Origin of the sequence: Photobacterium lutimaris, assembly GCF_003025555.1 — a bacterium.
In the GTDB taxonomy this organism is placed as follows: domain Bacteria; phylum Pseudomonadota; class Gammaproteobacteria; order Enterobacterales; family Vibrionaceae; genus Photobacterium; species Photobacterium lutimaris.
Map to the genome: position 1 here is coordinate 55,857 of NZ_PYMH01000001.1, position 15,775 is coordinate 71,631.

Annotated in this window: 1 protein-coding gene; it reads left to right on the top strand. The window is 39.0% G+C overall.

From position 1 onward, the window contains the following. Positions 1-15,633, top strand: coding sequence for a non-ribosomal peptide synthetase (locus C9I99_RS00210; protein ID WP_166645331.1), 15,633 nt, complete (start codon positions 1-3; stop codon positions 15,631-15,633). The last annotated feature ends 142 nt before the right edge of the window (positions 15,634-15,775 follow it).

Consider the following 15,775-nt stretch of genomic DNA (forward strand, 5'->3'; position numbering starts at 1 on the left):
ATGCAAAAGAAGCTGGCTAATACAGGGAAACTAACAGACTCATCTACCTCTACATCATTCCCACTTGGTGAAATGCAAGAAGCCTATCTCATTGGCAAAAAACTTGGATTAGGGACCGATCCTGTTGGTTGTCATATGTATTATGAATTTCACTTTCAAAACCTTGATACTGAGCGGCTAAAAAATGCGCTAACAAAAGTTGTTGAACGACATGAGATGCTCAGAACGCTCATTAATAGTAACAATCAAGAGTTGAAGTCCGAATTTTCTATCCCAAATATAGAAGTATTCGACAAGAAAAACGACTCAATTGAAAATATTCATCGACATATTGCCCATATCCGAAATAACTTGAGTCATAAAGTTTATTCTATAAGTGAATGGCCATTAATGACAGTTAAAGTCACGCATTTGTCCGAGGTTAACAGTCTTATCCATTTTAGTATTGATGGATGGATAGTTGATGGGAAAAGTTTAAGAATACTTTTTCAGGAATGGTATGCATTATATGAAAACCCAACAGTAAAGCAGCCAACATTAAACTACCGTTATCGACAATTTTTAAAAGACAGCTGCATAGAAGAATGTGAGAAAAAAGAGGCTGAGAAGTATTGGTTGACGTCATTAAGCGATATTCCTCGTTCGCCATTTCTATCTATAAATACGCAGAGTAAGGGCTGTAGGCGAACACGAATTAAAGGGGGATTGGGATCAACTCAGTGGGACGCCTTAAAGAAATTAAGTAATGAAATTAAAGTGTCACCTACCGTCTTTATATATACTCTTTTCACGGAAACTATCCGGTTAGTGAATGGAGGAGACGATTTTGCTATTTTAATGACTTTATATAATCGAAAATCAACCGTGATTGAGATTGACAAGATTATTGGTCCATTTATATCGACAAACATTATAGAGACGTTGGGTAAACGTGCCGAAAACGGAAATATTGATCACCTATCTGTATTATATCAACAAAAAGTATGGGATAACCTAGATCATAGTCAAATCAGTGGCATCGAAATACTAAAACTTATAAAAGCAAACAAAGCAGTGCCGCGAAAATTCTCCATACCGATTGTATTTACAAGCCTAATTGGCGAATCCATTTCAAACAACCCAGAAGCAAGCATGATGGATCACCAGAGTTTTGGCGTGAGTCAAACACCCCAGATTTATTTCGACCATCAAATAGAAGAGAAAAATGGTACATTGATCTTTACTTGGGATGTGTTGTTGGATGTATTTCAACCGAATGAAATTGAGAATCTGTTTAAAATTTATAACAGAGTTTTAGCTGTTGTTGCAAAAGAACCGGAGACCGTAAGATTAACAATTAATGATATTTTTGGACAAACGATTAATAAATTCAGTCTTGAGTCGACGGCAGATATGCTGGAACATTATTCTTATAATAGCCTTCAAAAAGCATATCTATATCATAGGATCAGAAACCCCGACAAGCTATATCCCTTGGTCTACCAAGAAGTCCACATTAAGAACTTGGATAAAAGTAAGCTTGTAGAAGGATTTCGAAAATTACTTGTTATTCATCCAGTTCTCAATTGGGATAATGATAGTAATGAAGGAATACAGCAATTAACCGATGCTTATTACGACGATCTGACACTAGAAGATTTGTCAATGTATTCAGACGTTGATCAAAAAGACAAGTTGGTGTCCATTAGAAAGTCTGAATCAGAAAGAAGGTTTGATAAGAAGGCTCAACCATACATTCATCTATCGGTAACCAAGATAAATAAAGTAGATTACTTAATTCATATCACAGTGGATATGATGTTGGTTGATCTAAATAGTGCCTATCATATTATTAATGACTTTATAACTCTGTATTATAACCCAAGCGAGGCATTATGTGTCAATCGTAAATTTTTACAACATGCGCATGCGTTAAATGAATCTAATCATAATGCATCAAAGTCCGCAGAAAATTACTGGGAAACAAAATTCAAACGGATCCCAAGAGGTGCATTTAACCTTATTAAAGAATCAACTCAAGCTACGAAAGTCCGTCAAAGCATTATATATAACCATTACAGATTATTAGAATCGGTAGCTTGGTATAATGGGTTAGATATTGGTGTTGTCCTATTTACCGCATTTATGGAAGCTATTTTAAGAGAAAATGACAATACACCTACGACGGTCATTTATGTAAATTGGATAAGTGGAAATGCTCAAACACAAAGGGAGTCCGGAGAGTATACTTTTCTTAGCTGGATCACATCATGTAATAAGGATTTATCCTTCTTAGAGAAAGCGAAGCAGTACCAACTTCAACTCAATCAAGATGAAAGCAACTATCCTTATTCTGGATTGGATGTGCTAAGCAAAATGGGGATGGAAAATACGAAAGATCCTTCGTTTCCTCTTGTTTTTACCAACCTCATTTCTGCGCAAAAGCAAGGTAATAAATGCGAAAAACTTGGATATGCAAGCACTCAAACACCTGATGTATTTCTAGATAATGTCACTTATTATCGGGGTGATGATCTGGAGATTGGGTTCGATTTCATTAAGGAGCGATTTGATGGTATTTCGATAAAGAAAATACTAACAAATTACAAAAAAATATTGGAACGGTTTGTTGTGAAACCTTTCAGCTCCGAAGTAGTTAGAAATCAGGAGATTGATCATATAAATCAGGCAGGCACCCGATCAGAGTCGTCTGACTCAGTATCACCCAGCTCCTTGATTGAGACAATCTCTGGAGAAAAAAACAAGTTGCTTTACGAATGGAATGACACAAAAACGCCTTATGACAGCAGTAAGCTGATGCATCAGTTTTTCGAGGAACAAGCCGCGTTGTATCCGGAAAAAGTAGCAACAGTCAGTAAAGACTCGGAAATGACTTTTGGTGAGATAGAGTCAATGGCAAATCGCCTTGCCTGTCATTTGGAATATATAGGAATTAAACCAAGGCAATTTGTTGGTGTGTGCTTAGATCGCTCACACCAAATGATCATTACATTGTTTGCAATCCACAAGCTTGGTGCGGCGTATATACCAATTGAAACATTTTACCCAAGAAATAGGGTGGTTTCAATTGTTGAAACGGCTTCACTAAAGCATGTTGTTACCCAAGACAAACATATTCAAAAAATGGATGGACTTGGCTTAAATACTATATCTTTGGACCAATCCAAAGAGGAGATCATTACACGTGATCCGACGATAAAACCAAAAATTAAAATTACCTCAGAAGATATTTCATACGTTATATTTACCTCGGGCAGTACTGGGAAACCAAAGGGGGTTGTGGTTCAACACCGACCTGTCATTAATCTAATTGAGTGGGCAGCAAGTGAATTTAGTTTTTCCAATGATGACTATGGGATTTTTGTAAGTGCACTAGGCTTTGACCTTTCAGTTTTTGATATCTATGGAATTCTGGGCATGGGCGGAAAATTGTTCATTGTTAGTGATGAACAGACTGGAAACCCTGAAGCATTAAGCAAAATAATCACTGACCATGAAATCACATTTTGGAATTCGACTCCGGCAACTCTTAATCTAATAGTTCCTTATCTACAGAAAAAGGAATATATACATAACACGGCGTTAAAAACCGTTTTTTTAAGTGGTGACTGGTTGCCTGTTAGTCTACCAGATGCTATCAAAGACTTATATAAAGATGTAGATGTAATTAGTTTAGGCGGTGCAACAGAGGCGACGGTGTGGTCCAATTTTTATAGAGTTGGTGAGGTCTTACCTGAATGGAAAAGCATCCCTTATGGTAAACCAATTAACAATGCAAAGTACTATGTTCTAGATAGCAATATGCAGCCGCAGCCAATCGGCGTTGAGGGTGATTTATATATTGGTGGTGACTGTCTAAGTATGGGTTACCTAAATGCACCTGAAATTACGAATAAAAGTTTTTTACCTAATCCGTTCGAAGGCTCAGAGGGTGAAACACTTTACCGCACTGGCGATTTAGCTAAATACTACCCCGATGGAAATCTAGAATTCTTGGGTAGATCTGATTTTCAGGTGAAGATCAGGGGATACCGTATAGAGTTGGGAGAGATCGAACATTGTTTACGTAAGCATCCAGCTATAAAGGATGTCATCGTGGTTGTAAAAGAAGCAACCCCTGGCGATCAAAAGCTCATATCTTATTACATAAAATCAGATATGGAGCAGGTTAGTAGTCGAGAATTAAGGGATTTTGCCAAAAAAGACCTATCCGCTTATATGGTACCCAATCTGTTCTGTGAAGTGAGTACTTTCCCACTGACGTCAAATGGAAAGATAGATAGAAAGGCCCTACCGTTTCCATTACTGACTAAATCTAAAGTTGAGGAAAAAAGTAGTTTCCTTTTACAAAGCACGTTACTGACGCTTATAAAGGAAGAGTTAAATGTAGAGGATATACCACTGTCGGAAGATATTTTTGAATTAGGGGCAACTTCGCTCAATATTATAAATGTTGTTCAGAAATTCAATCAAGAATACCCCCAAATAAGTCTAACAGCGGACCTATTTCTCGAACAGTTTAACATTGCTGGCATTGTTGAACATCTTGATAAGCAAGTCTTTGTTGGCGATTTAAGCCAAGCAGTGTCTACAGATAATAAAGATGATCAGTTAAAGGAATACCTAGTTGATGTGTTCAAGCAGGAGTTAAACCTAGATGATATCTCAATCGAAGAAGATTTTTTTGATAGAGGAGCAACATCGATCAATGTTATTAATGTGATTGAACGAATTGCTCAGGACAAGTCATTAAGTGTTTCACTTGAAGCGGTTCTCGATGACTCTAGCATTCAGGGGATCGTGAACTCCTTTTCAGAGCTGGATATGGTTGTTATTGAACCTCAAGTTGTTGAGCGAACGCAAAAAGAAGATGCTGAATCATTACCTAATTTGTTGAATGTTCTTGACTTATTCAGGGCTTATGGTGAAAACAAAAATATCTATCATTATCCAGAGTTTGGTGGGACTCAACCAATTCAAGTTTTTGTGCAAATTCACTCAGAGAGCAAAAACCGATTTTCTCCCGGTGGATATTATTACAATCCGATTGAACATAGATTGGTTCAGGTTAGCGATCGACTACCTCAACAAATGCAGCCACTAGGGGAGTACACAATTTATTTTGTTGGTGAGAGTAAATCTCTAAGTCCTCTTTATGGTAAGCGAACGCCACAACTTCTATTGCTTTCATTTGGATATGTACTGGAAACCTTGTTCGAAAAAGCAGCTGAATTAGAAATAGGGCTATGTTCAGTTAAAGAGCTTAATAGAGAATTAATGAGAGATTACTTCGGACTCGAGGCATCTCAAGTTTGTATAGATGGATTTACTGTCAGTACGGATTTATCTGAGGCTGAATCATTTTCTAACGACGATAAATATTGTAGGGTACTAGATCAACTAAATTATACTCAATCGAATGTTAACTTCTTCTCGAAATCTGAGAGAGAGGAGTTTTATTCGACAAATCCTCATATATTTAAACCTAGACACATACTATCAAACCACAAGCTACTTACCAGAAAACTAGCAAACACAAAGTTATACACTGAAGCTATGCGTGCGGATTGGGACGCTAGGCCAGTATCTTTGCGAAAGTTGCTCGGTTTACTGGGTGAGGGGAACTATTCTGACTTTGGCCCATTAAGATTACTGGTCAGCATTAATACCAATATGGTTGATGAAATATCTTCAGGCATATATGAATACAATTATCTATCAAAAGAGTTAATCCAAGTTAATAAGGAGCAGCATGTCACTGCGACTGCACATTATCCGTTTTATAGACAGTTTAGCCAGTCTTCTGCGTTCAGTGTTTATGTAGTTATACCACAGAAGCTGTTAGATAGTCGGTTGGTTGAGTATTACCATATAAAAGCCGCAAGATTTTCGAAAGGGCTGGCCCAGTATCAGAACAAATCTGGAATTAAGCTGTATCCAATAGGAGATGTTAAGTTTGAGAAAGTAGCTTCGATATTACCAAAGAATGAGAACTATCAATTCATTCATTGCCTTTTTGGTGGTTCTATGAAGATGTTAAGTGAGACATGTTCTACAAATAAGTTAAAGAACCAAAAGACAGAGTTTGCAATTATAGGAATGAGTGGCCGATATCCTCAATCGGACACACCAGATGAATTCTGGGATGCGCTTCTGAATAAGAAACAGTGTGTGACCACTCTGGAGGAAAGATGGGGTAGTAGCCAAGACTCAACGAGGTATGCTGCTCTTATAAATAATGTTAAAAGGTTCGACAGTCTATTCTTTAACATCAGCCCTGCAGAGGCCAAAACCATGGATCCGCAGGAAAGGATTCTATTAGAAGTTGTCTGGGAATGCATTGAAGATGCAGGGTATATACCTCAAGCGTTAAATGATTCTTCTGAACGGGTGGGGGTATTTGTTGGTGCAACGTGGAGCGACTACAAGAATGTTGGTTTAGAAGCATTCAGTGAAAGCGGGAAAGCGGAGGGATCTGCTTTTCATTCCTCCCTTGCTAATCGAATTTCACATTTTTACGATTTTAAGGGGCCCAGTATTGCGATTGATACTTCGTGTAGTTCTGGGCTAACAGCTTTGCATATGGCATGTTCGAGTATCACAATGGGAGATTGCGACTCTGCTATTGTTGCAAGCGTAAATATTGTGTCGCATGAGTACCATTATGAGCTACTTAAAAACCTAGATTTGTTATCCAATTCGAATGAAAGCAATGCATTAAGTAGTTATGCATCCGGCTGGGTTCTCGGCGAGGGAGTGGGATCGTTCCTCATTAGAGGCAGAGGTCAAGCTGAACAGCTATTAGATAACATTCATGCAATTATTAAAGGAACTTCAATTGGCCATGGCGGCAGAACGTCAAGATTTTGGTCTCCAAATGCAACCGAACAATCGATTAATATACAGCGAACACTGGATAGAGCCGGTGTTTCATCTGATGATATTGATTATATCGAATTGGCAGCGCCAGGCGCACCTTTGTCAGATGCATCGGAATTTCAAGCCATTAAGAAAGTCTTTAAACATAGATTTAATGGGAAGAAAATATATATTGGAACAGTTAAGCCTAATGTTGGTCATGCAGAATCCGCTTCTTCATTAGCCCAAATAAGCAAAGCCATACTCCAATTAAAACACGATAAAATTGCACCTACTATCGTCCGTGGAGAAATAAGTCCGCTTGTTGACATTAAAAACACGCCATTCGAAATCAATAAAATGCTTGTTAAATGCCAACGAAAGGAAAAGCCATTTAATATTTTAGTCAATTCTTTTGGAGGAACTGGTACGTCTTCGCATGTGATCTTGGAGCAATATAAAGAGAAAAAGAAACGGTTAGAATCAAGCAAAGTAAGACTATTTCTTTTCTCAGCGAATTCCGATGAAGAGCTACTTAACGTTCTTGACCAATATATTCGTTTTCTAAACAAGAATAGGAACCTCGATGTAATCAACCTCGCTTATACTTTACTCTTCGGAAGGGCAGAGCTTCCTCATAGGTTTGCGGTTTTTGCTGATAATATTCCTACTCTAGTAGATCGCATGCTTAATTGCGTGAAAAATCGAGTAATTCATGAGAGAGTTGTTAATAGCGAGGCGTTTTCTATTGGAATAGACTCTGAAAATAATCTTGTGGCGTTAGCTACAGAATGGGTGGAAGGGAAGGAAATAGCGAAACACGAGAAATTTACGGAGCCCTACAAAAAAGTTTCGCTCCCCACCTATCCGTTTCTAAGAAATGAGCATTGGTTAAATGATGCGAAATTCAGTAACACTAACAGCAAACCAGTAAACAATATGGTGCCCCCTTCTAACTTAGAAGGGGATGTTCTATCAAGGACTGAGAGCTACCTTATTCAGTTATTTTCAGAAGCATCAGAAATACCCGAAGCTCAAATAAACGCGAATACGACACTCGATAAGTACGGAATTAACTCGATTATAATCCAAAGCATCAATGAGAAATTATCTCAATATTTTAGGAAACTGTCTAAAACATTGCTGTTTGAATATCAAACTATCAGTTCATTGGCTTTATATCTCACTGAGGCGTGTTTTAGTGAGTTACAGGACATGTTATCCTTAGACAGTGATGCAACCAAGTATCAGCCTTCAAAAATGTCGAAAAAAGGTCGCGATGTTCCGGCATTGCTTAAACATGATCCAAAGCAAGAGAATGTCGTTCTTGTTGGTCTATCGGGTATATATCCGAACTCAGAGAATATGGATGAATTCTGGTGCAACCTTAAACAGGGAGTTGATTGCATCAGCGATATTCCAAAGAAGCGATGGGAACTCCAATCGTTTAAAGCTAAAAATAAAGATGAGCAGATAGATTATAACCGGGGAGGTTTTATCAACCATGTTGATACCTTTGACCCATTATTTTTTGGTATTTCGCCAAAAGAGGCGATGTATATTGATCCGCAGGAACGCCTATTTCTGCAGGAGTCATGGAAATCACTTGAAGATGCAGGTCTGACAAAGGAGATCATTGCCAATGATTTAAACAACGAATTGGGTGTATTTGTCGGTGTTACCTATGGGGAATATCAACTGCATGGAATCGATGAAACCAATAAAGGTAATCAGATATCCTTAGGTTCCTTCTATGGGTCTGTTGCACATCGAGTTTCCTATTACTTAGGGGCAACTGGTCCTAGTATGGCTATAGACACCATGTGTGCTTCTTCGCTTACTAGTATGCACCTTGCGGCCGAAAGTATAAGGAGAGGTGAATGTAGTGCAGCCATTATTGGTGGTGTTAATTTATCCTTACATCCAAACAAATTCGTATTCCTTACGCAGGCTAGTATGTTGTCTGCCAAAGGACAATGCACGAGTTTTGGAAAAGATGGTGGGGGATATGTACCTGGGGAAGGTATAGGAGCGGTAGTTGCTATCAAAGAAAGCATTGCTAAGAAATTAGGCTGTCATATCTATGCCACTCTCAAAGGCTCGAGCATTAATCATGGAGGTAAAACAAACGGATATTACGTACCTAACCCTAATGCACAAGCAGAACTCATTAAAGCAGCGTTGAGCCAGGCGAATGTTAACCCGGAAACCATAACTTATGTTGAGGCACATGGGACGGGTACTAAACTGGGTGATCCGATTGAAATCAGTGGACTTAAAAAGGCATATGAACCTTATACGTCGGCGAAACAATATTGTGCAATTGGCTCTGTAAAATCGAATATTGGGCATCTGGAGGCTGCCGCCGGAATTGCAGGTGTGACAAAAGTCTTACTGCAGATGAAGCACAGAAAACTAGTACCTTCTCTACATAGTCAGGAGACCAACCCAAATATTGATTTCGAGGATTCTCCTTTTTATGTATCTCATGATTTAAAGGATTGGTCTAGGTTGGAGGGTGAACAGATAACAGATAACCCTTTAAGAGCATCGGTAAGTTCTTTTGGAGCTGGTGGGGCCAATGCGCATGTAATACTTGAAGAATATCAACAACCGCGAATCAACGATAACAATAAGTTAACCTTTGAGGCAGAATACCCATTTATTCTGTCTGCAAAAACAAATGAGCAGCTTAAAGTATATGTAGGCGACTGGCTGCAGTTTCTGCAGAGTAGGTCATTGAATCAACAAACATCGTCAAATCACACAAGCTTATCCCTTTTAAAAACCATTAATCTGGTGTTGGAAGAGGCGTCTCAGATCATGTTGCTACCAAGAGAAGAGCTAGACATGGATGAGCCGTTCGTGGATCAGGGTTTCTCCTACTTTGCTCTTCAGACGCTGTTAGACAAGATTAACCGCATTTTCTCACTTGACCTGTCCATGCAAGTGTTTAGGAAATACCAGAATGTTGGTGCAATTGCCAGGTATATTGTTGAAGATAGTAACCAATTAAGCACCAAAGGAGCGGAGAATAGCCAAGAAATAAGTAATCTAGTGTATACGTTGATCTGCGGCAGAGAGCATATGGATTATAGGTTTGCCTGTAAATTCAGTTCACTGGATGAGCTTGGTCAAAAGCTGGCTGATTATATGGCAGACAAGGTTATTGGCGATATATTCGTATCAAAAACCAAACCTAGTGACAATATTGTAAGTAATCTGACTAATATATCACTTAATGAGAAATTACAAGCATGGGTTATCGGGAATAAAATCGATTGGAGTAATGGCCAAACAGAGTTAAAAGGTAAGCGAGTTTCGCTTCCTACATACCCTTTCGCCAGGGAGCAATACTGGATACCTCAAGGTGTGGCTTTACAGAAACCAGCGTTAGCTAGCAATGGTGTCGCTAAAAGTTTAATAACTGAACTATGTGGTACACGAGAATGTCCAAAGAGCATAGTAGAATTGCGACATGATGAGTTCTATTTAATGGATCATGTTCTTGGGAAGGAACATATCTTACCTGGCGTAGCATTCATCGAAATGGCATTTCAAACATACGCGCTTACAACATTAAAAAAGAAAGTTGAACTGAATAATATTGTATGGGTACAGCCAATCAAATGTTCTCAAGGTGAGGAGAAGATAAGAGTTAACTACTCGGAGGAACAGGGACGGCTTAACTATACAATTTCGTCTTATGAGAACTCTGGGTTAATACATGGTCAAGGGCAAATTGGAAAGAGTCTTGAAAACGAAGAGTTGCCTGAAATCAATATTGCCAATGAATTTGTTGGTCTAAACCAAAGAATATCCCATGATGAGTGTTATGCATCACTTCAAAGTCAACAATTAAACCTAGGCAGCTCTTTTAAAGTAATTAGGGAAATATCGACAAACGGCAAGAAAGCAATTGGGAAGTTGTCCTTAAATGGTTTAGCTGATACTGCAAATTATCACTTACATCCAACACTGCTTGATGGCGCTTTACAGACTGCCATTGTAGGGCTTAATGTGGATTTGGAATCAGGACTCTTTGTGCCTTTTGCACTTAAATCGGTAAAGATTTACAACAAAATTCCCAGCGAATGTTACGCGATAACGAAAACAATATCGGCTGATTCCATGTCAAGGAAATTCAGTGTTGAAATAGTTGATATGCAAGGGCATACCGTATTATCCATTGTTGAATGTACTTCTCGCTTGTATCGCCAAAATACTTCCGAAAGGATTGATGACCATCAATTATTGTGTAAACCAGTATATACACATGAGCCTGTTTCTATGGATTTCTCGGTAAAGCCATTATCCATCGTTTTTACTTCCAAAGAGAGGGCAGAAAAGCATGGTTCCAGTTATTCTAATACTCGGTTTATCGTACTTGAAAACGGGATAAGTGAAAATAATAATGTTTATTACTTCAATGGGGTTGGCTCGCCAGAACTGAACCAGTTTTTAACATCTCTTAGTGATCCGATTAGTATGATTTGGTGGGATGGTATTGCACTCAAGTCGTTGTATGAATACATGGATGACTTAGTGGAACATGAAGTGCTCGATTTCCTAGAGCTATACAAAAAACTGGTATCTAATACAATAGAAACTTCGCTGTTCTATTCATTTTCAGAAGATAAGTCGTCGTTGCCTGTGCAAAGTTCTATTAAGGGATTGATTAATTCATTGCAAAAAGAGACGACAAAAATTAACTATTGCAGTATTTCTTTTCAACAGAAGTTGTCCTTTAATAAGTTATTTAACATTATCTCGTCAGAGGTAAATAGGGTTGAAAGCCATAAACTGCTACACCTCCACTATGAAGGAACCAAGCGACATGTACGGAATTTAGTGCCAATCGATAAGGTAAAGGCTAATTCATTGGCGATCAAACGGAATGGAGTGTATCTCATCACTGGAGCGTTTGGTGGCCTAGCAAAAATTTTCGCCCAGTATTTATTTGAAACATATCAGGTACAGCTTGTTTTGACGGATCTTGCTGAAGGAATTGCTGAGGACGATAAGGTCTATCACCAATTAGAAGAGCGAGGTTGTAGTATACGATACAGAAAATGTGATCTTAGCCAGCCGACGGAGGTGAAATCGCTTTTTGATGGATTGACTAAATTAGACGGAATTCTCCATTGCGCGGGAATAATCGATGATGGGTACGCACACAAAAAGGAACGTCGCGATTTCAGACGGGTCATTCAGCCTAAGATGAATGGTACTATCTATCTAGAAAAGTATTGTATAAACCTCGATGTTGATTTTATTGTTTTGTTTTCATCCATGGCATCAGAATTGGGTAATCAGGGACAATCGGATTACTGTTATGCCAACAGCTTTCTAAATGAATTCTCTCGTAGTCGTGAAAAACTCTATCAACAAGGCATTCAAAACCATAGAACGATTTCGATTAACTGGCCTCTTTGGAAAAATGGAGGATTAAAAGTTGATGCAGAAGTGGAGAAATACCTGGAATCCTCCATGAAGATGAGAGCGATATCAAATAAAGATGGTCTAAATGTATTTGAGCAGTCCCTGTATTACGCAGAAGCAGAGACCATGGTACTCAATGGTGATAAGGCCGCTATTCAGACACATATTATGGCAACGACTGCTTTAGCGAAAACGAAATCAGCGCCGCTCGTATTAATCGACAAAAACGAAACATCTAGGGTCTCAAAAGTCATTGAGGATATCGTAATAGATATCGCAGCGGTACCAAGGGCAAGATTAGATGTCGATGATGATTTAAATAACTATGGTTTTGACTCGATCTCATTCACGAGTTTAGCCAACAGGATTAATACAGCATTTTCTATCAATATTACCCCCGCACTATTTTTTGAACTTCAAGTGACCTCAATTAAGGGAATTACCACTGAATTAACCAATCAATTTCCAGAGTCATTCATAATAAACAAACAGCCACCAAAATTTGTGCCGGATCATCAAGAAGGAGAAAATAAACCTATCGAAATGACGCCACCGACACAAAAAAGTCTGCCAGTATCGGGAAAGGTGGAAGAGGACATTGCCATTGTTGGTATGAGTGGTGTATTACCCAACTCAGCAAGCTTGGATGAGTTTTGGAATCACTTAGTTGAAGGGAATAATTTGGTATCTGAAATACCAGAACAAAGATGGAAGTGGAAAGACTACTATGGAGATCCTAACAAGGAGATCGGGAAGACCAATATAAAGTGGGGCGCATTTATGCCCGATATTGACATGTTTGATGCGGAATTCTTCAATATATCGCCTAGAGAGGCTGTATTAATGGATCCTCAGCAAAGGAAGTTCTTGGAAACTGTCTGGAATGCAATTGAGCATTCAGGACATTCACCTAAGGAATATTCTAATACTCGAACTGGCTTGTTTGTAGGTGTTTCTACTTCAGAATATAGCCAAAAAATCAAGGCGGCGAATCTTCCGATTGATGCCTACACTTCAACGGGAAGCTGTCATAGCATTACGGCAAACAGAATCTCTTATCTTCTCAATTTACGCGGACCCAGCGAGCCCGTTGATACGGCATGTTCATCCTCATTGGTTGCTATTATAAGAGCAATTGAGTATATAAAAAAAGGAGAATGTGATTGTGCAATCGTTGGAGGAGTTAATGCGCTAATTTCACCGGATTATTACATTTCCTTTAATAAGGCGGGAATGCTTTCAGAAGATGGGAAATGTAAAACGTTCGATGAAAATGCCGATGGTTATGTGAGAGGCGAAGGTTCTGCGGCCCTGATATTGAAACCGATCAGTAAAGCGGAAGCAGACAATGATACCATTTATGGTGTTATCAAAGGGAGTGCTATTAATCATGGGGGTCATGCAAACTCCTTAACAGCACCGAATGCGCAAGCCCAAGCAGATCTACTGACTAAAGCGTATTCGAACGCAGAAATAGATCCAAACACGATTACCTATATCGAAGCGCATGGAACGGGCACGCGAATTGGTGATCCTATTGAAATCAATGGGATTAAAAAAGCATTTGCAACACTAGAGAGTGTGACAAAATCCGAAGTGGATCAGCCGCTTGCTTGTGGTATTGGTTCGGTAAAAACTAATACAGGACACCTAGAGACAGCAGCTGGAATTACTGGGCTAATTAAGATTCTCTATGCGATGAATAAAGGAGTGATTCCAGCTAGTATTCACCAAAACAAGAAGAGTTCGTATATCGAGCTAGATAATACCAAATTCTATATTGTGGACAAAAATACTGCATGGAAGACAGGCATTAATAAGCACGGGCAAACAATCCCGAAAAGAGCTGGTATTAGTTCATTTGGATTCGGTGGGGTGAATGCCCATCTCGTGATAGAAGAATACAGAGGGTTGTCATCAGAAGTCGCTCAGGAAATAGGAGACCAACTTGTTGTGCTTTCTGCCAAATCAACCGCTGCTCTGTATCGCAGTGCAAATAATCTAGACAGATTTGTAGCAGAAAACCAAAAACTGGGCCTTGCTGATATTGCTTATACGACCCGAGTTAGAGATGCAGGTTACGCATATCGACTAGCCATTATCGTGAACAGTTTAGATGATTTACGAGAAAAACTTAAGAGCTACCTCATTGGTGATGGTAAGTACGGTTCGTCTATTTTCTACAACAAGCAACTTGAACCGAATCAGACGATTTTGCGTCTATTAGAAGGACCGGAAGGTGAAGAATTTACTAAGATCTTAGTTGGAAGAAATAAGGTTTCGAAACTTGCCCAGCTTTGGGTAGATGGCGCGGGAATTGATATTCTTCTTAGAAGGTATAAGCGAGTAGGACTTCCTGGGTACCCATTCGAAAAAGAGTCTTACTGGATTAAGGAAGATGTTAAAAAGCACGCCAATAATGCAGTGATCAGTGCTATTAATCCACTAATTCACAAAAATACATCAACATTATCATCACATCAATATGAGAGCACATTTAATAAGGATGACTTCTTTTTGAAAGATCATCGACTTAATGGCGTTTCTATTCTTCCTGGTGTTGTCTCGATTGGCATGATGGGGGTAGCGCTAGAGAATGCATTACCTGATCGTAATTTTGTAATACGTGACACCAATTGGTTGCGACCCTTATTTGTGGATGAGGATAACGTGAATGTTTATGTTCGCATTAAAACTAACAGCACATCGTTTTCTATTTCGGTCTTTACCAAAGAGACAGACGGAAATGAGGTTGTTCATGTTAAGGCCAAGATTGATGAAATTCAACAATCAGTGGCTGGACGAGTTGATATCGCAGCCATAGAGGCCTTGTGTTCGAAGGAATTGAATGTTGACCAACAGTATAGAGAGACTCTAAGAAAGGGACTGAACTTAGGCAGTAGTTTCAAGGTCATCAATAAGATTAAGATAGGCAGTGGCATGGCACTAGCGCGATTAAAGCTAGCGGATTCGATGGATCTATTCGATTATCATCCCAGCTTATTAGATGGCGCCTTACAGTCGGCTATTCTGTCAGGTAATTTTTCCCAATTATGCGTGCCTTACGAAGTTAAGGCAATTGAACGATTTCGCCCGTTAACTCGTGATTGCTGGGTATATATTGAGGAGCAAACGGGATCCAATTGTTTCAACATTTCAATCACGGATCCTGAAGGTAATTTGCTTGTAAAAATACATCGATTCTATCCACAAGTGATTCAAGATGAAAAAGAGGTGACTTCTGAACTGGCTCATATAGAGGCTATGTTGATCGAATGTGCGGATGGTCGCCGAAGTGAGGAAGAATTGAAGGCCGAGCTTGATGCTTTATAGATCAAGAAATTATCATTTTGTGAATTTGATGAGGGTGTAATTCACAACATGAGGTAGAGACAATACATGCTAATTCATCCCTTCAATACTGAGATGACAGTTTACAAGAAGGACATGGGTCCTAGATCTGAAAACACTGATA